General features: G+C 64.4%; 18 protein-coding genes. 5 read left to right on the forward strand and 13 right to left on the reverse strand.

Annotation, left to right across the window (positions count from 1 at the left end):
• Positions 1-23: 23 nt before the first annotated feature.
• Positions 24-1,814, forward strand: coding sequence for an acyl-CoA dehydrogenase C-terminal domain-containing protein (locus FHW92_RS15655; RefSeq protein ID WP_168604218.1), 1,791 nt, complete (start codon positions 24-26; stop codon positions 1,812-1,814).
• The gene (locus tag FHW92_RS15660) at positions 1,814-2,113 is read left to right on the forward strand and encodes a polyhydroxyalkanoic acid system family protein (RefSeq protein ID WP_168604219.1); all 300 of its coding nucleotides are present in this window, start codon (positions 1,814-1,816) and stop codon (positions 2,111-2,113) included. Before FHW92_RS15655 ends, FHW92_RS15660 begins: the two co-directional genes overlap by 1 nt.
• 38 nt (positions 2,114-2,151) lie before the next feature.
• Here the strand turns inward: FHW92_RS15660 and FHW92_RS15665 are convergent, their stop codons facing one another.
• From FHW92_RS15665 to FHW92_RS15685, 5 genes are read right to left on the reverse strand one after another with little or no spacing between them, the layout of a single operon-like run.
• On the reverse strand, positions 2,152-3,132 hold the full coding sequence (locus FHW92_RS15665) for a polysaccharide deacetylase family protein (protein WP_168604220.1): 981 nt from the start codon (positions 3,130-3,132) through the stop codon (positions 2,152-2,154).
• A 21-nt stretch (positions 3,133-3,153) separates the two neighbouring features.
• A complete protein-coding gene (locus tag FHW92_RS15670; protein ID WP_246870193.1) occupies positions 3,154-4,653 on the reverse strand; it encodes an efflux transporter outer membrane subunit in 1,500 nt (499 codons plus the stop codon).
• Positions 4,604-7,807, reverse strand: coding sequence for an efflux RND transporter permease subunit (locus FHW92_RS15675; protein ID WP_168604221.1), 3,204 nt, complete (start codon positions 7,805-7,807; stop codon positions 4,604-4,606). Before FHW92_RS15675 ends, FHW92_RS15670 begins: the two co-directional genes overlap by 50 nt.
• Entirely contained in the window at positions 7,804-10,944 is a 3,141-nt protein-coding gene (locus FHW92_RS15680; protein ID WP_282599772.1) for an efflux RND transporter permease subunit, read from the reverse strand. The genes FHW92_RS15675 and FHW92_RS15680 overlap by 4 nt, the downstream gene beginning before the upstream one ends.
• Positions 10,941-12,161, reverse strand: a complete 1,221-nt coding sequence (locus tag FHW92_RS15685) for an efflux RND transporter periplasmic adaptor subunit (RefSeq protein ID WP_168604222.1) — start codon at positions 12,159-12,161, stop codon at positions 10,941-10,943. The genes FHW92_RS15680 and FHW92_RS15685 overlap by 4 nt, the downstream gene beginning before the upstream one ends.
• Before the next feature lie 187 nt (positions 12,162-12,348).
• Between FHW92_RS15685 and FHW92_RS15690 the strand changes: the two genes are divergently transcribed.
• On the forward strand, positions 12,349-12,825 hold the full coding sequence (locus tag FHW92_RS15690; protein ID WP_168604223.1) for a DNA-deoxyinosine glycosylase: 477 nt from the start codon (positions 12,349-12,351) through the stop codon (positions 12,823-12,825).
• Between the two features lie 243 nt (positions 12,826-13,068).
• Here the strand turns inward: FHW92_RS15690 and FHW92_RS15695 are convergent, their stop codons facing one another.
• From FHW92_RS15695 to FHW92_RS15710, 4 genes are read right to left on the reverse strand one after another with little or no spacing between them, the layout of a single operon-like run.
• Positions 13,069-14,448 (reverse strand): efflux transporter outer membrane subunit, encoded by a 1,380-nt coding sequence (locus FHW92_RS15695; RefSeq protein ID WP_168604224.1) that lies wholly within the window; start codon positions 14,446-14,448, stop codon positions 13,069-13,071.
• A gap of 8 nt (positions 14,449-14,456) precedes the next feature.
• A complete protein-coding gene (locus FHW92_RS15700) occupies positions 14,457-15,428 on the reverse strand; it encodes an HlyD family secretion protein (RefSeq protein ID WP_168604225.1) in 972 nt (323 codons plus the stop codon).
• Positions 15,429-15,438: 10 nt separating this feature from the next.
• Positions 15,439-15,669, reverse strand: a complete 231-nt coding sequence (locus tag FHW92_RS15705) for a DUF1656 domain-containing protein (protein ID WP_168604226.1) — start codon at positions 15,667-15,669, stop codon at positions 15,439-15,441.
• Complete coding sequence (locus FHW92_RS15710) at positions 15,666-17,561, reverse strand: FUSC family protein (protein WP_168604227.1); 1,896 nt, start codon at positions 17,559-17,561, stop codon at positions 15,666-15,668. Before FHW92_RS15710 ends, FHW92_RS15705 begins: the two co-directional genes overlap by 4 nt.
• A 147-nt stretch (positions 17,562-17,708) precedes the next feature.
• Here FHW92_RS15710 and FHW92_RS15715 point away from each other — a divergent pair, with 147 nt between their 5' ends.
• Positions 17,709-18,593, forward strand: a complete 885-nt coding sequence (locus FHW92_RS15715) for a LysR family transcriptional regulator (RefSeq protein ID WP_168604228.1) — start codon at positions 17,709-17,711, stop codon at positions 18,591-18,593.
• 130 nt (positions 18,594-18,723) lie between these two features.
• The gene (locus tag FHW92_RS15720) at positions 18,724-19,713 is read left to right on the forward strand and encodes a VacJ family lipoprotein (RefSeq protein ID WP_172249301.1); all 990 of its coding nucleotides are present in this window, start codon (positions 18,724-18,726) and stop codon (positions 19,711-19,713) included.
• Between the two features lie 24 nt (positions 19,714-19,737).
• Here the strand turns inward: FHW92_RS15720 and FHW92_RS15725 are convergent, their stop codons facing one another.
• The 4 genes from FHW92_RS15725 to FHW92_RS15740 are packed head-to-tail and all read right to left on the reverse strand — an operon-like array spanning position 19,738 to position 25,550.
• Positions 19,738-20,076, reverse strand: a complete 339-nt coding sequence (locus FHW92_RS15725; protein ID WP_168604230.1) for a P-II family nitrogen regulator — start codon at positions 20,074-20,076, stop codon at positions 19,738-19,740.
• 14 nt (positions 20,077-20,090) lie between these two features.
• On the reverse strand, positions 20,091-23,222 hold the full coding sequence (locus FHW92_RS15730) for an efflux RND transporter permease subunit (protein WP_168604231.1): 3,132 nt from the start codon (positions 23,220-23,222) through the stop codon (positions 20,091-20,093).
• On the reverse strand, positions 23,219-24,367 hold the full coding sequence (locus FHW92_RS15735) for an efflux RND transporter periplasmic adaptor subunit (protein WP_168604232.1): 1,149 nt from the start codon (positions 24,365-24,367) through the stop codon (positions 23,219-23,221). Before FHW92_RS15735 ends, FHW92_RS15730 begins: the two co-directional genes overlap by 4 nt.
• 4 nt (positions 24,368-24,371) lie before the next feature.
• Positions 24,372-25,550 carry a TolC family protein gene (locus tag FHW92_RS15740; protein ID WP_246870194.1) on the reverse strand — a complete coding sequence of 393 codons (1,179 nt, stop codon included), beginning with the start codon at positions 25,548-25,550 and terminating at the stop codon, positions 24,372-24,374.
• Positions 25,551-25,772: the final 222 nt, after the last annotated feature.

Here is a 25,772-nt window from a genome sequence, read left to right on the forward strand (position 1 = left end):
GCCGGGACAACAGGAGAGGTTTTATGCAGGTTTATACCGCCCCCTTGCGCGATATGCGCTTTGTGCTCAACGAGTTGCATCAGGATGACGGCTTTGGCGGGCTCTCGGTCCATGAGGAGTTTACCCAGGATCTGACCGATGCGGTTTTGGAGGAAGCGGCCAAAATCTGTCAGGATGTGCTGCTGCCGATCAACCTTTCGGGCGACAGCGAGGGCTGCCAATACGAAAATGGCGTGGTGCGCACGCCCAAGGGCTTCAAGGAAGCCTATGACCAGTTCGTGCAGGGCGGCTGGGGCGGCCTTGTCATGCCGGTCGAATATGGCGGACAGGGCCTGCCCGAGGCGGTGGGCAAGCTGGTCGAGGAGATGATCTGCGCCACCAATGTCTCCTTCAGCCTCTATCCCGGCCTGACGGCGGGCGCGGTGACGGCGCTGAACGCCTATGCCAGCGAGGAGTTGAAGGCGGCCTATCTGCCCAAGATGATCAGCGGTGAATGGTCGGGCACGATGAACCTGACCGAGCCTCATTGCGGGACTGATCTGGGCCTGCTGCGCACCAAGGCCGAGCCGGTGGGCGATGGCAGCTATAAGCTGACCGGCTCGAAGATCTTCATTTCGGCGGGCGAGCAAGATCTGACCAGCAACATCATCCATCTGGTGCTGGCGCGTCTGCCCGATGCGCCCAAGGGGGTGAAGGGGATCAGCCTGTTCCTCGTGCCCAAGTTCCTGCCCGATGCCGACGGCAATCCGGGCGCGCGCAATGGCGTACGCGCCAGCGGGATCGAGCACAAGATGGGCATCAAGGCATCGGCCACCTGTCAGATGCAGTTCGACGATGCCATCGGCTGGCTGGTGGGCGAGCCGCATCGGGGCCTTGAGGCGATGTTCACGATGATGAATGCCGAGCGCGTGGGCGTGGGCATTCAGGGCCTTGGCATTGGCGAGGCGGCCTATCAGTCGGCGGTGTGGTATGCCAAGGACCGCTTGCAGGGGCGCAGCCTCTCGGGCGCGAAATACCCGGACAAGGCGGCGGACCCGATCATCGTCCACCCCGATGTGCGCAAAAACCTGCTGACCATGCGGGCCTATAATGAGGGCTGCCGGGCGCTGGGCGCATGGGTGGCGCGCGGGCTGGATGCCGAACGCCACGCCGCCGACCCCGAGGTGCGCCAGCGGGCCGAGGATTTCGTCGCGCTGATGACGCCGGTGGTGAAAGCGCTCTTCACCGATCTGGGTCATGACAGCGCCAGCCTGGCGGTGCAGGTCTATGGTGGCCACGGTTATATCCACGAAAGCGGGGTCGAGCAGTATCAGCGCGATGCGCGCATCGCCATGATCTATGAAGGCACCAACGGCATTCAGGCGCTCGATCTGGTCGGGCGCAAGATGGGCGCGCATATGGGCCGCCTGCTGCGCAGCTTCTTTCACCCCGTCTCGGCCTTTATCGAGGAAAACAAGGGCGAAGGCCCGATGCAGAAGATGATCGAGGGGCTGGAAAAGGCCTTTGGCGCGCTGCAGCTTTCCACCGCGACGATTGCCGAAAAGGGGTTGAAGGACCCCGAAGAGGCGGGGGCTGCGGCCAGCGACTATCTGCGCCTGCTCGGCCTTGTCGGCATGGCCTATTGCTTTGCCAAAGCCACCAAGATCGCGGGCCTGCAACTGTTCTTCGGCACCGAGGACAAGGCGTTTTACGAAACCAAGATCAAGACCGCGACCTTCTTCTTTGAAAAGATCCTGCCGCAGGCGACCACCCATTTCCTGGCCATCAAGGCGGGCAAGGGCGCGCTGATGGCCTTTGCCGAGGACGAATTCTGATGGACATCTCGATCCCCCACAGCCTTGGTCGCGCCGAGGCCAAGCGCCGCATCGAGGTGGGCCTGCCCAAGCTGGCCGCGCATATTCCGGGCGGGGGCAATCTCGCCTCGGAATGGGCGGGCGATTATGTGCTGAACATGACGATTACCGCGCTCGGCTCGCGCATCCCGGTGTCGCTGACCATCGAGGAGGACCGGCTGAGCGGCAGTCTTGAGGTGCCCGCCCTGATGAAGATGATGCAGGGGCAGGTGGCCGAATTTGTAAAGCTCAGTGCGGGCAAGATGCTCGACAAGGCTTAAACAGAAAGGCGGCGGCATGGGGTGCCGCCGCCTTTTCCTCAATTCTTGTGCTGGTCGTTTTCCAGCTTGTTGTATTCGTCTTCGATCTGCTTGGGCGCATCTTGCCAAGTCGCCCACGGCAGGCCCTTTTTCAGCGCATAGGACCAGCGCTCCATCCACTCGATCCCGTCTTTGCCGACATAGGGATCGCGGGTCTTATAGGCCGGATCGCTCATCGCCGCCTCAATCGTGACGGGTTTGAGCCGCCGCCGCTTCAGGATCGCGCCCAACTCGTCGATGCTGTCGGCATTGAGCCGCGTATCGTGGAGCAGCATGACAAAGGCGATCTGGCGCCCGAACAGCGCGTCCGAGGCCTTTTGATACCAACTGATCGCGCGTTCGGTATAATCGAGATATTGCTTGCGCACGCGCAGCCGCCGCGCCTCGTCATGGCGGGCCAGCGCGTCCTCATAGGGTTCGGCAAACATCCAGTCATCGGCGTCGATCGTGACCGGCGCGATACGATAGCCATGCTGGCCCAGCCATGTGTTGATCGCGTGCTTGACCGCCTCGGGCGCGCCGGTTTCCAGATAGGGGTGGCGGAACCAGTCCAGCTTCTTGCCCCGTGCGGCCAGCAATTCGCGCGTCACCGGCTCGCCCTTGGCGATGTCGGCGATATAGCCCGCCGCGCCCAGATCATTGGGCGATTCATGGCTGAACGTGTGGTTGCCCAGATCCTTGCCCGCATCCAGCCACAGTTTCAGATTGGTGATCTGGCGTGCGCGCACCGCATCGTCCAGCTTGGATTCGTTCACAAAGCCGATGGCGGGCATATGATTGCGCCGCAATCCGCGCAGCAAGGTGCGGTTGATGTAATCCAGCCACGCCTGATCGTTGAACAGGCTCAATCCCGGCAAATCGTCAAAGGTCAGCGCCACCTTGCCCATTTGTGCAGGCGGCGGGGCCAAAGGTTGCGCCAAAACCGGCGCGGCGCCGACCATCAGCGCCAGTGCTGCCACCGCGCCCCAAACTCCACGCATGTTCAATATTCCCCCGTTCCATCATTTGACGGAAGGGTGCAACTCCACACCATCCCGCCATTCGCCGCCGATGGCCTGTATCAGGGCCACAGTGGCGGTCTGCTGATTGACGGTATTCTGTATCAGATTAACGCGCGCCGAATAGGCTGTGGATTGTGCGGAGGAAACGCTGGTAAAATCAACGGTGCCGGCCTGATACTGATTGCGGATGATGGTTTCGGCCTTGGCTGCGGCGGCATTGGCGGTGGTATAATAGGGCGCCTGTGCGCGATAGGCCGAGACGGCCGAGAGATTGGTTTCCACCTCCTGAAAAGCATTCAGCACGCTTTGGCGATAGGTGGCGACCGCCGCATTATAGGCCGCGCGGGCCTGCGCCACCTTGGCCGAACGCGCGCCGAAATCGATCAGCGTTTCGGCCGCGCTGGCCCCCAAAGACCAGAGCGAGGTGGCCGCGCTGAACAGGTTGGTCATCGTGGTCGAATTGGACCCGACCGAACCCGACAGCGTGATCGAGGGGAAGAAGGCCGAGCGCTGGATGCCGATGGCCGAATTGGCGGCGGCCACCGATCTTTCGGCATTGGCGATATCGGGGCGGCGTTGCAGGATGTCGCCCGGCATCACGCCCGGCACCGATGGCAGCGCCGGGTTCCACGCCGTGGGCGCCAGATGGAAGGTGGAAGGATTTTCGCCAACCAGCACCGCGATGGCATTTTCATAGGATGCGCGTTGGCGCTCCAGATCGCGCAGGGACGCCTCGGCATTGGACAGGCTGGCCTGCGCGCTTTGCACATCGGCCTCGCTGATCGTACCGGCCGAAAGCTTGTTGCGCGTCACCTCCAGCGAGCGGCGGTAGGCGGCCACCGTATCGGTCAGCATCACCTTTTGCGCATCCACCCCGCGCAACTGGAAATAATTGGTGGCCAATGTGCCGCGCGCCGAGAGCGTGGCATTGGCCAGCGTGGCGGCTGATGCCTGCGCCTGCGCCTTGGACTGGCGTGTGGTATCGGCCAGTTTGCCCCAGATGTCGGGGGTCCAGCTGGCGCTGCCGGTGGCCGAAATGGTGGTGCCGGTGCGGGTCACGCTGCCGCCGGACCCTGTGGTGGTGCCGGTGCTGTTGGCGGCAAAGGTGCCGCTGCGCGTGTCGCTGGCGCTGGCGCTGATGGTGGGGAAGAGCGCGGCGCGGTTGGCGCGCACCACCGCCTCGGCCTGCGCATAGGCGGCGCGGTAATAGGCGACGTTCTGGTTCGTCACCTCGACCTTTTCCTCCAGCGCATCGAGCACCGGATCGCCAAACAGCTTCCACCATTGCCCCTTGGCCACATCGTCGGCGGGCATGGCGGGCGCCCATCCGGCATCGCCCTTGAAGGCGGCGGCGGGCGCAGCGCTGGTGGGCACATGGTATTTGGGGGCCATGCTGCAGGCCGAAAGGGACAGGGCGGTGGCAAGAGCCAGAGAGGTACGCTTCATCATATCAGGCTTCCAGAGGTTCAGCATCGCCATGGCGAGCCAGCAGATGTTCATGGGGAGAGCGGCGGCGCCATTTGTCCACCGCCAGATAGACCACAGGCGTCGTCAGCAGCGTCAGCATCTGGCTGACGATCAGCCCGCCCACGATGGCAATGCCCAGCGGGCGGCGCAATTCGGCGCCGTCGCCAAAGCCGATGGCCAGCGGCAAGGCGCCCAAAGCAGCGGCCAACGTGGTCATCAGGATCGGGCGGAAACGCAGCAGGCTGGCCTCGCGGATCGCCTCAAAGGAGGAGAGCCCGCGCGACCGTTCCGATTCGATGGCAAAGTCGATGATCAGGATCGCGTTCTTCTTCACAATGCCGATCAGCAGCACGACCCCGATCAGCGCGATAATGTCGAACTGCCCCCCCGTCACGATCAGGGCGAAGATCGCTCCCACGCCCGCCGAGGGCAGGGTGGAAAGCACCGTCAGCGGGTGGATCGCGCTTTCATACAGAATGCCCAGCACGATATAGATCGTGACGATCGCGGCCACGATCAGCAGCGGCATCGAGCTGGTTGACTGCTGAAACACCTTGGCGGTGCCGCCGAAATCGCCATGGACGCCGGCGGGCAGGGCAAGGCTGGCCTGCGTGGCGGCAATGGTCTGCGCGGCCTGGCCCAGCGAAAGGCCCGGCGGCAGGTTGAACGAGATCGTGGCCGAGGGTTCGCCATCGGTATGGCTGACGCTGGCCGCGGTCGAGGCGTTGGACCATGCCGCCACGGTGGAGAGCGGGATCTGGGTGGTGGCGGTGGCGCTCACCGCGCTGCCCCTGGCCGCATTGTTGCCCAGCGAGGCATTGGCGTTGGTGGCCGTGGTGGATGAGGACAGGGTTCCCCCCACCGGCAGATAGAGATTGCCGAGCGCTTCGGGCTTGCCCGAATAGGTCGGATCGGCCTCCATCACCACATGATACTGGTTCAGCCCCTGATAGATCGAGGCGACCTGCCGCTGGCCAAAGGCGTCATAAAGCGTCTGGTCGATGGTGTTCATGGTGATGCCAAGGCTGGCGGCCCGGTTGCGGTCCACGGTGACAAAGGCGCTGGCGCCCGCGTCCTGCTGGTCGATATCCACATCGGTGATCGCCTGCGGCTGGGCCTTCAGCGCCTTGACCAGTTTCTCGCCCGCTTCGCGCAGCATCTGCGCGCTTTCGGCGTGGAGGACATATTGATAGGTCGCGCTGGTCTGGCGCCCGCCCGCCTGCAGATCCTGCACCGGGTTGAGAAACACGCTGACCCCGCGCACCCGCGCCAGTTTGGGGCGCAGGCGGGCGATAACGTCATTGATCGGCGGACGCTCTCCGCGCGGTTTCAGATTGACGAACATAAAGCCCGAACCCGCACGCCCGCCCCCGGTAAAGGCCACCAGCGTGGCGACGGCCGGATCGGCGCGGATGATATTGGCCGCCTGCGTCAGCTTGTCGGATGTGGCGGCAAAGGACATGGATTGATCGACGCGCAGGCCGCCCGTCATCGCGCCTGTATCCTGTTGCGGCAAGAGTCCCTTGGGCGCGACCACGATCAGGAACACGTTCAAAATCACCGCGCCCAGCAGCAGCAGCAGCACCGGCCCGCGATGGTTCAGCGCCCAATCCAGTCGCCGTGCATAGCGCGCGTGCAGCCCATCGAAAAACCGGCGCGAGGTGCGGAACAGGGCATTGTCCTTTTCCACCCCCGGCGCCACCAGCGCCCGGCTGGCCAGCATGGGCGTGACCGTCAGGCTGGCAATCAGGCTGATGCCCACCGCCGCCGTCATGGTCAGCGCAAATTCGCGCATCAACCGCCCCATCACCCCGCCCATGAAGATCAGCGGCACAAAGACCGCGACAAGGGACAGCGAAATGGACAGCACGGTAAAGCCCACCTCGCGCGCGCCGCGCAGGGCGGCGGTAAAGGGGGGCATCCCTTCCTCGACATGGCGGGCAATGTTTTCGACCACCACAATCGCGTCATCGACCACAAAGCCGGTCGCCACGGTCAGGGCCATCAGCGACAGATTGTCGAGCAGGAAGCCCGACATATACATCACCCCCAGCGTGCCCAGCAGCGAGACGATCACCGCAGCCGCCGGGATAAGGGTCGCGCGCCAGCTTTGCAGAAACACGCTGACCACGATCACCACCAGCAGCGTGGAGACGAGCAGCGCAATCTCCACCTCATGCAGCGAGGAGCGGATGGTGATCGTGCGGTCGGTGGCGATGTTGAGCTTGATATCGGCGGGCAGCAAGGCCTGCAGCCCCGGCACCTGCGCGCGTAGCGCGTCGACCGTCTGCACGATATTGGCGTCAGGCTGGCGGGTGATGATGATCGGCACCGACTTCTTGCCGTTGAACAGGCCCATCGTGTGCAATTCTTCGGGCCCATCGACCACGCGGGCGATGTCGGACAGGCGCACCGGCGCGCCATTGCGCCAGGCGATGACCATGGGGGCAAAGTCTGCCGCCTTTAGCGCCGCGGCATTGGAGAAAATCTGCCAGGACAGACCGCCCTTGGAAATGTCGATCCCTTCGAGAACACCTCTGGGCCGGTTCGTGCTGGCCGATTGCAGGGCAGTGCGCACATCCTCCAGCCCGATCCCCGCGCGGGCCAACTGCATCGGGTTGATCTCGATCCGCACACCGGGCAAAGCCGCACCGCCCAGCTCGACATTGCCCACGCCATTCACCTGAAGCAGCTTTTGCTGCACGATGTTCGACACCGCATCATAGATCTGTTCGGGCGTGCGGGTCGGGCTGGTCAGGGCAAGGATCAGGATCGGCGCATCGGCCGGGTTCATCTTGCGATAGGTGGGGTTGGTTTTGAGCGTGCTGGGCAGATCGGCCCGCGCGGCGGCAATCGCGGCCTGAACATCGCGGGCCGCCCCGTCAATGTTGCGGTTCAGGTCGAATTGCAGCACCACCTGTGTCGAACCCAGCGAGGAGCGCGAGGTCATCTCCGTCACGCCCGCAATCGTGCCGAGGCGGCGCTCCAGCGGGCTGGCCACAGTACTGGCCATGGTCGAGGGGCTGGCGCCGGGCAGGCTGGCCTGCACCATCACCGTGGGGATGTCGACGCGGGGCAGGGGCGCGACGGGAAGCTGGAAAAACGCCGCAATGCCCGCCAGCGCCACCCCGATGGTGAGCAATATCGTGCCGACCGGCCGCCGGATAAAGGGGGCGGAAATATTCACGCCGCCTGCTCCACGCGCTTGGCCTGCCGCCGTTCGCGCCAGTTTTCAAAGGCGAGGAAGATCACCGGCGTGGTGAACAGCGTCAGCACCTGAGACAGGATCAGGCCCCCCGCGATGGACAGGCCCAGAGGCTGGCGCAATTCATGGCCCATGCCCGACCCGAAGATCATCGGGATCGCGGCAAACAGCGCGGCAAAGGTGGTCATCATGATCGGCCGGAAACGCAGATGGGCGGCGCGTTTGATCGCCTCATCCGCCGCCATCCCTTCCTCGCGCATGGCGGCAATGGCAAAGTCGATCATCATGATCGCGTTTTTCTTCACAATGCCGATCAGCAGCACGATGCCGATAATCCCGATCACCCCCAGCCCGTAGGAGGTCAGCGCCAGCGCGATCAGCGCCCCCACGCCCGCCGAGGGCAGGGTGGAGAGGATTGTGACGGGATGGATGAAGCTTTCATACAGCACGCCCAGCACGATATAGACCGTGATGATCGCGGCCAGCACCAGCACCGCCTCATTGGCCAGCGCCGAGCGGAAGGCCGAGGCCGAGCCGGAGAAATCCATCGTCAAAGAGGAGGGCATCCCCAGATCCTTGGCCGCCTGTTCGATGGAGGACACCGCATGGCCCAGCGACACGCCCGGCGTCACATCGAAACCGATGGTGGCCGAGGGGAATTGTCCCTCGCGCGCCAGAACCAGCGGGCTGATCCCTTCGCGGATCGTGGCGATGGTGCCCAGCGGCACCTGCGTGCCGGATGACAGCGGGATATAGAGCTGTCCAAGGCTTTGCGGATCGGACAGCATCTGCGGGCTGGCCGAGAGGATCACGCGGTTCTGGCTCGACTGGGTATAGATGGTCGAGATGATCCGCTGGCCAAAGGCATCATAGAGCGCATTGTCGACGCTGAGCACAGAGAGGCCCAGACGCGCCGCCGCATCGCGGTTGACGTCCACGATCACGCTGCGCCCTTGGCCCAGAGCAGGCGCATTGGCATCGCGCAGCGAGGTCTCGGATTTGAGCGCCTGCGCCAGCTTTTGCCCCCATGTGTTGACCGTATCCTGATCCGCACCATGCAGCGCAAAGCGATAGGGCGTCAGGCCCGTTTCGGTGTCGATGGTCAGATCCTGCACCGGCTGGAAGTAAAGCTGGACCCCCGGCACCCCGGCCGCGCTGTCGCGCAGGCGGGTCATGATCGCTTCCTGATCCTCGCGCGCATTGATGGGTTTGAGGTTGATGACCATCCGCCCCTGATTGACGGTCGTGTTCGTACCATCCACGCCCACGCTGGAGGAGAGCGATTCCACGCCCGGATCTTCCAGCATTTTGGCCGCCACCTGCTGTTGCAGATGGGCCATGCGGGTAAAGCTGATGTCCTGTGCGGCCACCAAGGTCGCGCGGATCTGCCCGGTGTCCTGCGTGGGAAACAGGTTTTTCGGGATCGCCCAGAACAGCGCCGCCGTCACCACCAGCGAAGCGGCAAAGACCAGCATCGTCAGGCCGCTGCGCGCCATGACCCAGCCCAAAGCGCGGGCATAGGCAGCGGCGAGGCGGTCGAACTGGTGCATCGCCTTGTCTACAACGGCAAAGCGGCGCTCCTCATGTTCGGGTTTCAGCCAGCGCGCGGCCAGCATCGGCACAGCGGTCAGCGCCACCAGCGCCGACAGCGCGATGGTCACGGCAAGGCTGATGGCGAATTCGCGGAACAGCCGCCCCACCACATCGCCCATGAACAAGAGCGGGATAAGCACGGCAATCAGGCTGACGGTCAGGCTAATGATGGTAAAGCCGATCTCGCTGGCGCCCTTCAGCGCCGCGTCAAAGGGCTTCATCCCTTCCTCGACATAACGGGCGATATTCTCGATCACTACGATGGCGTCATCGACCACAAAACCGCTGGCGATGGTGAGCGCCATCAGCGTCAGGTTATTGATCGAAAAGCCCAGCGCCCACATCGCGGCAAAGGCCCCGACCAGCGAAAGCGGCACCGAAATCGCCGCCACCATGGTTGCGCGCATGCTGCCCAGAAAGAGGAAGATCACCAGCACCACTAGCAGCACCGCCAGCACCAGTTCAAACTGCACATCCTCGACGCTGGCGCGGATGCCCTCGGTGCGGTCGGTCAGCACTTTGACCTTCACATCGGCGGGCAATTGCGCGGTCAGATCGGGCAGGGCCGCCTTGATCGCATCGACCGTCGCGATGACATTGGCGCCGGGCTGGCGCTGAACGTCGATGATGACGGCGCTCTGCCTGTTCATCCAACTGGCGGTGCGGGTGTTTTCCACCCCCGCCTCGACGCTGGCCACATCGGACAGGCGGATCGGTGCGCCATTGGCATAGGAGACGACCAGATTGGCGTAGTCCTTCGCGCTGCCCAACTGGTCATTGGCGTCGATGGTCCAGCTTTTGGTGATCCCGTCAAAGCTGCCCTTGGCCATGTTGACATTGGCGTTGGAAATGGCGCTGCGGATGCTTTCAAGGCTCAGCCCCCGCGTGGCCAGCGCGCCGACATTGGCGATGATCCGCACGGCGGGGCGCTGTCCGCCCGACAGGCTTACCAGACCAACGCCTGAAACCTGCGCGATCTTGTTTGAAAACTGCCGCTCGACAATCCCCTGCACCTCGCCCAGCGGGCGGGTTTTCGAGGACACGCCCAGCGTGATGACCGGCGCGTCGGCGGGGTTCACCTTGGCATAGACCGGCGGCGCGGGCAGATCGGACGGCAGCAGGCTGTTGGCGGCATTGATGGCCGCCTGCACCTGTTGCTCGGCCACATCCAGCGCCATGCCCAGATCGAACTGCAGCGTGATGACCGAGGCCCCGCCCGAGGAGTTCGAGGTCATGCGGGTCAGGCCCGGCATCTGGCCAAACTGGCGCTCCAGCGGGCTGGTGACGGTCAGCGCCATCACATCGGGGCTGGCGCCGGGATAGAGCGTGCGCACCTGGATCGTGGGATAATCCACCTGCGGCAGCGCCGAGAGCGGCAATTGCTTCCACGCGATAAAACCGGCCAGCAACAGCGCGATCATCATCAGCGTGGTGGCCACAGGGCGCAGGATGAAGGGCCGCGACGGGCCGCCCATCATCTTCTCGGCGGGAAGCTCGTCCCGGCCGGGTTCAACGGGCGCGCTCATTGGGCCGCCTTGCGCTTGCCCTTGTGTTCTGCGCCGCCGGGTCCTCCCGGGCCGCCCTTGCCGCCCGCCAGGCGCACGCTCGAGCCGTCATCGAGCCCATCCGCGCCCTCGGCCACGACCAATTGCCCCTTGTTCAGTCCGCCCAGGATCGCGGTGTTCCGCCCATCGCTGGGGCCGACCTTGACCACCGTCAGCTTCACCTTGTTGTCCGGCTGCACGACGAACACGAAATCGCCCGGTGCGCCGTGCCGCAGCGCCGAAACCGGCACCACCGGCACCTGATGCAGCGTATCGACCAGCATCTTCACATTGACGAACTGATTGGGGAACAAAGCTTTCACCGCCGCCGGATTGGCAAAGCGCGCCTTGGCCTTGATCGTGCCGGTGGTGGTGTCGATCTGATTGTCAAAGGTCGAGAATGTGCCCTTGGCCAGCTCGCTCTTGCCGTCCTGATCATAGGCGATCACGGGCAGACCGGTCCCCTTGGCGGCAATCGCGTTCAATTGCCCCTGCGGCACGGTAAAGGCCACATCAATGGGATCGGTGCGCGTGATCGTGGCAATGCCTGCCGTGTCCGACGGCGTGACATAGGCGCCGACCGAAACCTGACGCAGGCCGATGCGGCCCGAGAAAGGCGCCTTGACCGCGGTATATTGCAGATTGAGCCGCGCCGTGCCCACAGCGGCGCGGTCGGCGGCCACGGTGCCTTCCAACTGGCCCACCGTGGCGCGCTGGGTATCGAGCGTCTGGCGCGCGACCGAATCCTGCGAGGCCAGCGTTTCATAGCGCTTGAGGTCCAGCTTGGCCGAGTTCAACTGGGCCATGTCCTTGGCCAACGTCCCCTCGGCCTGCGACAGGGAAAGGCGATAGGGGCGCGGGTCGATCTGGGCGATCACCTGACCCTCGCGCACCTGCTGGCCCTCCTTGAACAGGATGGCGAAAACCGTGCCCGAAAGCTGGCTGCGCACGGCGGCCGAATCGATGGGCGTGACCGTGCCGATAGCGTTGACCTCGACCGGCATATCGCCAAGGCCCACCGGCACCGCCGAAACCGCCGCCGCCGGACGCCCCGAACGCGCGTTCTTCTGCGCCCCGGCCCCCGCAAACCATTTGCCGATCAGCGCCACCGCCACCAGCCCGATCACCACCAGCGCATAGGCCAGCCAGGGTTTGCGGCGGGGCCGGTGGTCATCATAATAGGGCGCGGTGTCGGACATGTTGGCATTCTCCATCGGCGCAGGCCATACGCGGCCCATTGACGGTGCGCCCGGTGTTTCAAAGGACGTCAGGACTGGCCAAGCGATCCACAGCTTGCCCATTCGTTACAATGGGCAGATTGCCGCAAGCTGACAATCAAGAAAGTATCGTCAATTGCAACAGAACGTAACAGATGGTCTGCGGGACATGGCATTTGGCATGGTGGCCGATGCGCAAACCCGGCTTTTGCTGCTGGGCAGCCTGCCGGGGCGGCAATCGCTGGCGGCGGGGCGCTATTATGCCCATCCGCGTAATCAGTTCTGGAGGTTGCTCTCGCCGGTGGTGGGGGCGGACCTGACGGCCATGGAGTATCAGGCGCGGCTTGCTGCGCTGCTGGGCGCGGGGATCGGCCTGTGGGATGTGGTGGAAAGCGCCCGGCGGCGCGGCAGTCTGGACGCCGACCTGCGCGAGGTGGAGGCCCGCGACCTGCGCAGCGCGGCGGCCGGTTTGCCAGCCTTGCGCGCGATGGCGTTCAACGGAGCCAAGGCCTATGCCATCGCCCGGGCGCAATTGGGCGATGATGCGCCCGTGCCCTTGATCGCGCTGCCCTCCAGCAGTCCAGCCCATGCGGTGGGAATTGCGGCGAAACAGCCGCCATGGACGGCCTTGCGGGAGTGGTTATAAGAAAGATGCCTCCGGCGGGCAAAGGGCGGGGGCCCTTTGCAATCCCGATATTGGGGTTGGGCCCGGATGGAAGCGCTGCGTTTTTCGATGTTTTTAAAGCCTGCGGCGCGGCAAACGAGCGCCGCAGGCTTTAATATTTCAACATTGCGCCTATCAACCTTGGCCCAAACCGAGGCGCAACGCCGACAGTAACGGGATTGCAAAGGGCCCGCGCCCTTTGCCCGCCGGAGGCCAATCTAAAACTTACCACCCGCCGCCCAGCGCGAGGAACAGATTGATCTGATCCAGCACCAGCGCTTCCTTGGCTGCCTGCTCGCGCTGGGCTGCCAAAAGAGCCGTGTTACGCCCACCGATGTCCACCTGCGCCGCTGCCTTGCCGCCTTCGCGCAACCGGCGGAGCTGGTCGGCGGTTTCATCGGCGGCCTCGCGCGCCTCGGTCAGGGAGAGGAGGCGGTTGTGGTTTTCGCCATAGGTGCTGATCGCGGTCTGTACCTCGCGCAGGGCGTTGAGCACCTTGCCGTCGAACACGGCCAGAGCGCGGGCGGTGTCGGCCTTGGCGGCGCGGACCTTGGCGCGCGGGCCTGCGCTGGGGAAATTCCAGTGGATCAGCCCGGCGATGCTCCAGCGATTGGTTGCCGCTTGGCCCAGGTCGGCCAGCAGGCCGGTGGTGCCGCCGGTCAGCCCGATGCCGATTTGCGGGTAAAGTTCGGCCGTGGCCACGCCGATGCGGGCGGTGGCGGCGGCCAATTGGCGCTCGGCCGCGCGGATGTCGGGGCGGCGCGCGATCAGCGCGGCACCATCGCCGGTGGGCAGCGGCTGCGACAATTTGGGCAGGTGGTGGCAGGCCTCGGCCTCGCGCGGATAGTCATCGGGCGTGCGGCCCATCAGGAACGCAAGCCGATAGAGCGCCGCGCGCGACTTGATCTTGTCGAGCGGCAAGGCGGCGCGCGCATCGGCCAGACGCGCCTTGGCGGCGGACACCTCGATCGCGCTGCCCCGGCCCTCGGCCTGCAGGCGCTCGGCAAATTCGACCAGCCGCTCCTGCACTTCCACCGAATGCTCGACGATAGCTTCCATTTCCTGCGCGCCGCAGACTTCGACATAGGATTTGGCCACCTCGGCGGCCAGCGTCACCTTGACCGCATCGGCCAACGCGCCCACGGCCCCTTCATCGGCGCGCGCGGCCTCGGCCCCCCGGCGCAACCGGCCGAACAGGTCGAACTGATAGCTGACCCCGCCGCCGGCCGAGCCGAGATTCATCACCGGCAGTTGTTCGGTCAGCAGATAGGATTCGCCCGAAAGCCTTGCGCGCTGGGCGGCGGCCTCGACGGAAAATTCCGGCTCATTGGCGCCTTCTGCCGCCTCGGTCATCGCCCGCGCCCGGCCCAGAGAGGCCGCCGCCACGCGCAATTCGGTGTTGGCGCTCAGCGCCTGTTCCTCAAGCCGATCCAGCACCGGATCATCATAAAGATGCCACCAGCGCGGGGGCAGGGGCGCCTGCTGCGTCATGCCATCGGCCTGCGACAACTTGGCCGAAACGGGCTTGGGCGCCTGATAATTCGGCCCCATCACGCATCCGGACAGCGCCAGCGCAGCGCAGGCCGTCAGTAGGCCCTTATTCATGGGGGGCTTCACTTCGCGCCATCCCGCGCCAGCGTGACCGAGGCCGTCCGTCCAGCGATCAGCGCGATATCGGCGGGCGGATTGTCCAGCTTGATGCGCACCGGCACACGTTGGGCCAGACGCACCCAGCTGAACGAAGGGTTGATCGCGGGCAGCATCTTCGCGCTCGCGAGCCTGTCATGATCCTCGATCGCGGCGGCCAGTGAGACGACATGGCCGGTCAGCACCTTGCTCTCGCCCATCATGCGGATCGTTGCGGCCTGACCCACATGGACATGGGGCAGCTTGGTTTCCTCAAAATAGCCCTCGACGCGCAAAGATGCCGTGTCGATCAGCGCCATCACCGGCGCGCCCGCGCTGACATAATTGCCCACGCGCAGGTTGAGGTCGGACATGCGCCCGTCGGTGGGGGCGACCACCCGCGTGCGCGTCCGGTTGAGCAGCGCCAGATCACGCGCGTCGCGCGCCGCCGTCACCCGCGCTTCGGCCTCGGCCAGCATGGCATTGGCCTCGGCGGATTTGGCCTGCGCCTCGGCGGCCTTGGATTGGCTCTGCTCGGTGGCCTCGGCGGCGACCAGATCGCCCAGCTTCTGGTTGCGGGTGGCGTCGCGTTTTGCCTGTGTCAGCACCACATTGGCGCTCTGGATCGCGGCGCGTGCGCGCGTCACGTCGGCCTGAGCGCTCTGCAACTGGCTGTCGGCCTGGCGGATGGCCAGATCAAAGCGCGCCGGGTCGATCTGAAACAGCACATCGCCTTTGCGCACGGCCTGATCGTGGGTGACGAAAACCTGCGTCACCAATCCGGCCACATCGGGCGCCACCTGTACCACATCGGCCCGCACGCGCCCGTCGCGCGTCCATGGGTCGGCCTGATAATAGGTAATCAGCGCGCGCCCCGCCACAAGCGCGGCCGCCACCAGCACGCCGGTCACAGCATAGCGGACGACTTTGGAGCCAGCAGGAGAAAGCGAGAGAGTCATGGCAGGGGCCTTATAGCGGGGAATGCAGAAGCGAGGGGACGAGCGGCGGCAGCCACAGCGTCACCATCGCCCAGACGAGAACAAACATGGCCGTATCGAACAGCACCGGATGCCATACGAAACGATAAAAACGGACGGCGATCAACAGCCTGTGCAGCAGCAGCGCAATCAGCAGCGCGATGCAGCCATGCACGGGGGCCGCGTCAATATAGATGCCGCCAAGGATATATTCGGCGCTCATGCGTAACCTCCGGCGCGAAAGGCGGGTGCATGGGGAAACAGGTTGCGGCGCAGCGCCACCAGCGCGGCGCGGCCCTGTTCCGGCTCGGTGATCAGGGTGGCCGATGTGGCCAGTTGCGGCAAGGGCTGGCTTTGCGTCAGGCGCAGCGCGATGTCGATCGCCTCCAGCAATTCGGGCGGGGGCGGCGTGTCGCGCTTGTTCGACCAATGCGCCGTGCCCAGACGCAGCATATGTTCAAGCGCGGCGGAAAGGGCGGGCGTGGCATGGCTGCGCAGATGCTGGATCTGGACGATGTTCATCGCGATGCGGATGTCGCTCAGCCCCGCCGTCGCCATATCGGTGTCCGCGCCCAGACGCTGGGTGATAAGGGCGAGCTGATCGGTGCTGCGCCCCAGCGCGGCCAGCGCATCGGGCGGCGAGGAGGCCCGCGCCAGCGACACCAGATCGCGCCGCATCCGCGCGTTCAGCCGGGCAATCGCCACATCCTTGCTGATCGTGGTCAGCCCCGCCGTCATCCCGGCGGCCACCACCATGGCCACGAACTGGGCCAGATTGGTGTTGAGGAAATGCGCAAAATCGGCGGTATAGGTTTCCTGCAGGGCGAGCGTGCTGCAAAAGCCCATCATCAGCGCAAGGGAGAACAGGCCATAGCGCGGATTGGGCAGCAAACTGCCAAACAGCAGCAGGGAGGGCGAAAGCACCAGCACCAGCGGCAGGAACCCGTCGATCTGGGGCAGGATATAGAACAGATACAGCCCCGCCAGCGGCATGGCCGAGAGCGTGGCCACCCCGAAATTGAGAATGGCGGGCACCGGATTGTCCATCGCCGCAAACAGACAGCAGAACACGCCCGCCAGCGCGGCGGCCGAGGCGCCGTCATGCCAGCCCGACAGGATCCAGATCGCACAGACCACCAGAATGGTCAGCGTGGCCGCTACCCCCGCGATCAGCGCCGACATCGGATCGGCATGCAATTCGATCGTGCCCTTCTGCTCCTGATCCGAGAGCGGCGAGGGACTTTGCGGATGGCCCAGATGATGGAGAAGCGCATCGCATTCATCCAGCAGCACGCCCGCCTGTCGCCGCCGCAACTCATAGCTTTCGCGCAGCAGGTTGTTCCATTCATCATCGGCATCGCCGATCGCGCGCCGCCGGTCCGCCATGCCCGAGAGCACCGGCAAGAGCAGCAGCACGCGGCGCAGCAGCGCCTGAACGCTGGCCGTGGCCTCGCGCCAGTGCGATGTGTCAAAGGGGATGTGCGTTGCCAGCAGCGTGCATTCCACCGCATCGACGGCCAGTTGCTGGCGGTCGCGCAGCGAGGTGGTCGGGTGCGCGCCGCCCAGAATATCGTCATACCATCCGCGCGCATCGGTCAGCCAGCGCTTGAGGCGCGGCTCCAGCGCTGTGGCCACCGATTTGGGCCACAGCAGGCTGTGAGCCAGAGTGGCGCAGGTGATGCCCAGCACGATCTCGGTCACGCGCGCGGCGGCAATGTCAAACACCGCCTCGGGCCGGTCCACGGCGGGAAAGGCGATGATCGCGGCGGTATAGCCCGCCAGCATCAGCATATAAGCGCGCGGCGAACGGTCGAGCAGCGAGATGGCCAGCGTGATCCCGACCCAGAGCGCCAGCGCAAGGCTGAGCAATTCGGGCCATTCCACCAGCATCGGCACCAGCGCCACCGCCACCGTGGCGCCGCCGCCCGTGCCGATCACGCGATAGATCGCTTTGGATCGGGTGGCGCCCGAGAGCGGGCTTGACACAATATAGGCCGTGCTCATCGCCCAAAAGGGCATGGGCAGCCCAACGAACAGGCTGATCCATAGGGCCAGCAGCGCGGCAAAGGCGGTCTTGGCGGAATAGGCCCACGCGGACCAACTGGGCAAGGTCATGCGCAACGACCGCAGGCGGGATGGGGCAACAGATCGATCACGAAGGGCGACTCGAAACGGGGGGACATCTGTGCCTTAGGCCTCCTTATGCCGTCATACCACACAGCAGTCTGGCATTTAGCAATAAAAATATTTATGGCATCGCTTATGTCGCTTCAGCATCTGCGCACCTTTGTCGAAGTCTATCGCCAGCGTTCGATCAGCGGGGCCGCGCGTAGCCTTGGCCTGACGCAACCGGCGGTTTCCCAGCATATTGCCGCGCTGGAGGCCGCCATCGAGCGCGATTTGTTCACCCGCCAGCCCAAGGGCGTCATCCCCACACTGGCGGGCGAGGAACTGGCCGCCAGCCTTGGCGACCGGCTCGATATTGCCGAGGCGGCGCTGGCGGCGGCGCGGGCGCGTTCCTCGGATATGACGGGATCGGTGCGGCTGATCGGCCATGGCGATTTTCTGGCCGAGGTGGTGGCGCCGCGCCTCTTGCCGCTGCTCCATTCGGGCCTGCGCATCAGCCTGCACACCGGCGACCGCGAGGCGATCCGCCAGGGGCTGATCGAGGGCAATTACGATCTTGGCCTCTCGGCCTATGTGCTGGCCGACCGCCGGTTGCGCAGCGCGCGCATTCATGAAGAGCGGGTCTATGCCGTGGCGGCGCCGCGCGTGGCCGCGCGCATCATGGCCGCGCCCGATCTGCGCCGGGCGTTGATGGCCGAACCGGTGCTGGCCTATCATCTCGAACGCCCGCTGGTCGAGGACTGGCTGGTGGAAAACCGTCTGCCGGGCCCGCCCGTCAGCCCGGCGGTGGTGGGGCAGGACCTGCGCTGTCTGCGCAGCCTGATGATGCAGGAATTCGGCTGGACCGCGCTGCCCGGCTATCTGTGCGGCGATCTGATCGCGCAGGGGCAATTGACCGAGATCGTCGCCCCGGTCGAGCGGCCGGTCCACACCTATTCGCTGGTCTGGTCGCCCGCAGCCCTGCGTCATCCGCGGGTTGCCTTTGCCCGCAATGCGTTGATGGCGGGCAGCTTTCCCTGAAAGGGACATTTTCCCACCGATTTGTCGCAATTTGTCGTAGTTACCACTAGGCAGTCTGCACGAGTTCTCTACAAGGATCGTGCGATGGCGGGGGCCTGAGTTGGGGAATTTTGTGATGTTGGGATCGGCCATGTCTTGTCGTGGGGGCAAGAGCGGTTTGTTGAAAGGCGGTGTTGCGCTGGCATGGATGCTGGCGGCGGCGCCATGTTGGGCGCAATCGGTTTCTCCCGACGCTGCGCCGGGCGTTGCTGCGCCGCAGAGCGTGACGCAGGATGTGGCAGCAGCGCCCAATGTTCCGCCGGTTCAGGACGCCGCCCCGGCATTGACATCGGCCCAGCCTGCGCCCTCGACCCCAGCTTCCGCCGAAGCCCAGCCTGCCGAGCCGCCGCGTCACCCCGGCCATCGTGGCGCCGAGGAAGAACCCGGCATCGTGGTTTCCTCGCGCCCGCTGGCGCCCGATCCTGGCCGGGCCATCAATCAGGCGTCCTTTGCCGTGACACAGGCCGTTGACAATGCGGTGCTCGAACCTTTTTCCAAAGGGTATGAGGCGGTGGTGCCTTCGCCGGTGCGCGATGGCATTCACAATGCACTTTATAACCTGCGCGAACCGGTGATCGCGGCCAATTTCCTGATGCAGCACAAGGTCGGCAAGACCGCTGAAACGGTCGCCCGTTTCGTCCTCAATTCGACGATCGGTCTGGCCGGCATCTTTGATATGGCCAAGCGCAAGCCGTTCAGGCTGCCTTTCCGCGAAAACGGTTTTGCCGATACGCTGGGTTTTTACGGCGTGCCCAATGGGCCCTATATCTACATGCCCCTGTTCGGATCGACGACCCTGCGTGATCTGACCGGGCGAATTGTGGATCGTGCGGCCTTGCCTCTGGCAATCGGCCGCAATGTCCTGCCGACGGCGGCCGTCGTGCCGATGATCGTGCTGGGGATTGTGGATCGCCGGGTGGTCAACAAGGAGCGGCTGCGGCAGGAAAAGGAATCGGCCGACCCCTATACGACGACCCGCGACAATTATCTGCGCCGCCGCGCCGATCATATCGAGGAACTGCGCCATCCCCATGGCGAGGACGAAGCGGGCAAAAAAGCGGAAAAAGAAGAAGAGGGCTGAGACCTCAGCCCTCTTCGGTAAGGTTTAATCCTCCGGCTCCGCGGCGATAAACAGGCATTGTTCGACCCGCATGGTCCAGATCAGCCCGTCGCCCTGACGGGCGGTGCGGGTGATCTGGTGGATCGTGTCATAGATCGGCTTGGCATTGGCTTCGTCCACGACGATGTGGATCATGGATTTGGGCGTGAAATCGACCAGTTCCTGTTTGATCGTCCAGGGATAGTTGCCCAGCTTTCCCGTGCCGCTGCACCCTTCGACGCGGGCCACGGTCATGCCGGGAAATTCCGGCAATTGCCGCAGCGCCACGCGCAGCATTTCAAGACGGCTGGGCCGAACAACGGCGCGGATTTCAATCATGGCCATGGTGTTTTCTCCCCTCAGGCCTCGACGCGTTCGTCGTCAAAGAAGCGATAGATCGTGGGCAGCACCACCAGCGTCAGCACGGTGGAGGTAATCAGCCCCCCGATCACCACGATGGCCAGCGGCTTTTGCACCTCCGACCCCGGCCCGGTGGCGAAGAGGAAGGGGATCAGGCCCAAAAGCGCCACGGTCGCCGTCATCATCACCGGGCGGAAACGCAGGGTTGCGCCCTGAACCACCGCCTCGCGCACCGATTTCCCCTCATCGCGCAGGTTGCGGATATAGGAGACCAGCACCACGCCATTGAGCACCGCAATGCCCCAGAGCGCGATAAAGCCCACCGAGGCCGGCACCGAGAGATATTCCCCCGTGACCGCAAGCCCCACGATCCCGCCGATGGAAGCGAAAGGCAGCACCAAGATGATCAGCGAGGCCAGACGCAGCGAGTTGAACAGGACAAACAGCAGGAAGAAAATCGCCGCCACCGTGATCGGCACGATGATCATCAGATGGCCCAGCGCGCGCTCCATATTCTGGAACTGGCCGCCCCATTCAAGGTAATAGCCGTCGGGCAGCTTGATCTGCTTATCGACCTTCTGCTGAAGTTCGGCCACGAAGCCGCCAAGGTCGCGGCCCTTGACGTTCATGCCGATGACGATGCGGCGCTTGCCCATTTCGCGGCTGATCTGGGCCGGGCCGTCCGAGACGACCACCTTGGCGACGTCGGCCAGACGCGCCTGAGCGCCGCCCGGCGAGGTGATCAGCAGGTTCGAGATCGCCTCGATGTTGTCGCGATAGGCTTGCGGAAGGCGGACCACGCCGGGGAAGCGGCGTTCGCCTTCAAAGATCTCGGTCGCCTGTTTGCCGCCCACCGCCGTTTCGAGCAGATCGTTCACATCGGCCACATTGAGGCCAAAGCGCGCCAGCGCCGCCCGGTCGATCTCGATCGAGAGATATTGCTGGCCGCTGACCTTTTCGATGCGCAGATCCTCCGCGCCTTGCAGCGATTGACCCACGCGGGCTATTTCCTCGGCCACGCGCTTCAATTCGTCCATGTCATCGCCAAACACCTTGACCGCGATGTCGGATCGCACGCCCGTCACCATTTCGTCCACGCGGTCGGAAATGGGCTGGGCCATGACGATCTGGACGCCGGGCAGAGCTTTGAGCTTTTCGCGCATGGCATCGGCAATGTCGTCCTGATTCCAGCCCTTGGGCCATTCGTCGCGCGGCTTCAGACTGACGATGGGAGTGGATTCATTGGGGCCTTGCGGGTCGGCGGGGCTTTCGCCGCGGCCCACGCCCGACACCGCCGATTTGACGCCGGGCACCTGCATGATCAGGCGCATGCCCTCCATCTCGATCTTGATCGATTCATCGAGCGCGATGTTGGGCACGCGGTTGATACCGGGCACCACCGAGCCTTCCTTCATTTCGGGAATGAAGGCCGTACCCAGAAAGGGCAGGATCGCCAGCGTGGCCAGAAACCCGCCCACCGCCAGCGTGATCGTGCGCTTTTCATTGCCCAGCGCCCAATGCAGCATCTTGAGATAGCGGCTTTTCATCACCTTGATGACGCGCGTGTCGTGGTCTTCCTCGCCGCCATGATGCCCTTCATGCACTTTCGGCGCTTTCAACAGATAGGAGGACAGCACCGGCGTCACCGTCAGCGAGAGCACCAGCGAAATCGCCAGCGCAATCGCGATCGTATAGGCCAGCGGCGAGAACATCTTGCCCTCCATTCCCTGCAGCGTCATCAGCGGCAGGAAGACGAGGATGATGATGCCCACGCCAAAGATCACGGGCGTCGCCACCTCGACCACGGCGCGCAGGATGATGCGCACCTTGCTCTCACCGCTGTCGCGCGTCTGGCCCAGCAGCAGGAAAGCGTTTTCCACCACCACCACGGACCCGTCGACCATCAGGCCGATGGCGATGGCAAGCCCGCCCAGCGACATGAGATTGGCCGAGATACCCAGATAATTCATGCAGATGAAGGTGAGCAGCGGCGTCAGCACCAGCGTGGACACCACAATCACCGAGGATCGCACATCGCCAAGGAAGACGAAGAGCACGATCACCACCAGCACGATGCCTTCCATCAGCACCTTGACCACGGTGTGGATCGCGGCATCGACCAGTTCGGAACGGTCGTAATAGGGCACGATCTTGAGGCCGTCGGGCAACATGCCCTTGCTGTTGATCTGTTCGACGCGCTCCTTGATATTGGTCACGATGGCCTTGGCATTGCCGCCCGCCATCATCAGCGCGATCCCGCCCACGCTTTCCGTCACGCCATTCTTGATCAGCGCGCCATCGCGCACGCCCGGCCCGATCTTCACCTCGGCGACATCGCGCAGATAGACCGGCGTTGCCGCGCTTTCGCGGATGACGATGGAGCCAAGATCATCGACCGATTTGACCAGACCCACGCCCCGGATCAGATATTGCTCGGCATATTGGGGCAGCACGCCGCCGCCCGCATTGGCATTGTTGCGCGCCACGGCCTGATAGACCTCGGCCACGCTGACCGAATAGTGGCGCAGTTGGTCGGGGTTGACCAGAACCTGATATTGCTTGGCAAAGCCGCCCTGCGAGTTGATTTCCGCAACGCCCGGAATCGAACGCAGCAGCGGGCGCACCACCCAGTCCTGCGTGGTCCGGCGCCTGGTCAATTCCTCCTGGCTCAGCACCGAATTGCCGTCGCCCGGCTTGTCCAGCGTATATTGATAGACCTCGCCCAGACCCGTCGAGACCGGGCCCAGCACCGGGGCGATTCCCGGCTGCATTTTCGATCCGACCTCGATCAGGCGCTCCATCACCAACTGGCGCGCGAAATAGACATTGGTCTTGTCGGTGAACACCAGCGTGATCAGCGAGAGGTTGGGCTTGTTGAGCGAGCGCATCTCCTCAAGGCCGGGCAGGCCCGTCATCGCCACCTCGATGGGGACGGTGGCCATGCGCTCGACCTCTTCGGGGCTGCGGCCCCAAGCCTCGGTGGCAATCTGGACCTGAACATTGGTCACATCGGGAAAGGCATCGACCGAGAGCTTGCTGGTGGCATTCAGACCAAAGCCCAAAAGCACCGCCGCCACCACGATCACGATCAGGCGCTGTTGCAGCGCCGCGCGTATCAGGGACTGGATCATTGGCCTTCCAATGCCTGCCGGTTGCGTTCGTTGTTCAGGTGGAAAGCGCCCTCGATGGCAATGCGTTCACCCGGCTTGACGCCCGAGATCACCACTCTCTTGCCAGCAACCTCCTCGCCCAGTGTGACCGCGCGGATGCGGAATTTGGACGGGGCGGTTTCGACAAAGACATAGTCCTTGTTGTTTTCGCGCACGATGGCCGCATTGGGCACCACGGGCTGCTTTTCGGGCGCGGCCGTCACCAGCATCGTGGCCAGCATCTGGGGCTTCAATTCCCCGCCGCGATTGTCCAGCTCGGTGCGCACCACCACGGTGCGCGTCTTGGGATCGACCACCTGGCCCACATAGACCAGTTTCCCCTCGCGCTTGGCCCCGCCCAGCGCCGGGATTTCCAGCGCGACGGTCTGGCCCTGCTGAACGAAGCGCACCTGCTGTTCGGGCACCAGGGCGGTGGCCCACAGTTTCGACAGATCGGCCACCACAAACAGCGCATCGGCCGGCTGCACCACTTGGCCCAGCGCCAGGTTGCGTTCGACCACCACGCCGTTCATTGTCGACAGGATCGGGGTGGAGGAGGAAATCACCCCTTGCCCGCCCAATTGCCCCAGCGCCGAGGCCGAGACGCCCAGCAGGCGCAATTGGTCGGCGGCGGCGCGCATTTCGGCGTGTGAAATGCTGGCCTCGCTCTGGCGGCGCTGCAATTCGGCCGCGGCGATCACGTCGGCGGCATAGAGCTGCTGCGCGCGTTCGGCGGCGCGGCGGTTCAGCTCATATTGCGAGCGCGCGCGCAGATAGGCGAGCTGCTGTGTCGACAGGTCCGAGCTGTTGATCCGGCCCAGCACCGTGCCGCGCGCCACGTTCTGACCGATATTGGCGGCTATGTCGGTGACGCGGCCCGTCACGGTCGCGCCGATGCGCGCCACGCGGTTTTCGTCAAACGTGATCTGGCCCGCTACGCGCAGCGTATCGGACACCGCCTCGACGCCCACCGGGGCGACCTTGACGCGGCCCTGCATATTAGCGCCCGCCACCACACTTTCGGGGTCGATCCTGGGCTTGTCGGCTTTCTTGTCTTCGCCGCAGGCCGCCAGGGACAAAGGCAGCGCAAGGGACAGAACCAGCGCCACAAAAGGATATTTTTTCATGGTTTTATCTCTGCGCAAGGTTGGAGCTGAGGCGCTGGATCTCGACCAGCGCCACGGCCAGATCGAAACGGCTGTTGATAAGATCGGCGCGCGCCGCGCGGAACACGCGCTGGGCGTCCAGAACGTCGATCAACCCGCGCTCGCCAAAGCGATAGGCCGACTCGGCCACCTTGAGCGCCGATTGCGCCTGCGACACCACGCCGCCTTCGAGTGCGGCCACGGTGTTCTGGGCGATTTCATATTGCTTGTAGGCGATCACCAGTTCCTGGCGCACCGCATATTCGCGCGCCTCAAGCCCCAGCGTGGATTTCGACAATTGCGCCTCGGCGGCCGCCACCGGCCCCTTGCGCCGGTCCCAGATGGGCACGGTCAGGCTGACGCCAAAGCGGGTCTGGTCCTGTTCAGCGTCGCCGCTGCGTTCGGCGCGCAGCGCGATCTGCGGCAGGCGCAGCGCTTCCTCGGTGCGCAGGCGATAGCGCGCCTGATCCTGCTGGGCACGGGCCTGAACCAGATCGGGGTTGGTGCGCGCGACCTGTTCGACCAGCTCGTCAAAGGGCGGCAATTTGGGCAAAGCCTGCAAACGCCCCGTCACGGTGAAATTCTCCGGCAGGGCGGGCCCCACCAGCATCCGCAACTGGCTGCGCGCCTGCTGCACCCGCAGCGCGGCGGCGGCGGCGGTCTTTTGCACGTTGAGCAATTCTGCCTCGGCGCGGATCGCTTCGAATTTGGCCGTTTCGCCCTGCTTGACGCTGAAGGACACTTTTTGCTGCATCGAGCGCACGATGCCGACATCTTCCTCGGCCACGACCTGTTCGGCGCTGCGGCGCAGCAGGTCGTAATAGGCCATGCGCAGATTGGCCAGCCAGTTGGTCACCTGTCCGGCAAAGCCCGCCTCGCTGGCGGCCAAACCGGCGCGGGCAGCCTCAATGCGCGGCGTGCGCGAAAAGGGCAGGTCGAGCGGCTGCGACAGGCTGTAGCTGGTGGCCGTGCCGGAAAGCCCGCTGGCCACCGGCTTATACCGCATCGGGCCGGTCATGAATTCGACCGTGGGGTTGGGCAGGGCGCGCGCGGTGCTCACCTCGCTGCGGGCGATGGCGACATCGCGCTGGGCAGCCTGAAGAGCAGGATTGGTGTCCTGCGCCAATTGCTCAAGATGATCGAGAGAATAGTTTTCCTGTGCCATGGCATTTCCGCCATTCGCCAGAAAAAGCACCAGAATATGGTGTAATCGCATCAGTAATCGAACTCCGCGAGGGCTTAATCCCGTATTTCCAGAACCCTCCCGACGGACGACTGACTATGGTTATGTTCTATCGCTGTCGGATTGTGGGGTATGGGAAAGCCGGCGGAGCGGCAAATAAAAATACAATAAACAAACAGGCCTGACGCGCAGGGGTCAAACCCT

This window comes from Novosphingobium sp. SG707, assembly GCF_012275515.1.
Taxonomy (GTDB): Bacteria; Pseudomonadota; Alphaproteobacteria; order Sphingomonadales; family Sphingomonadaceae; genus Novosphingobium.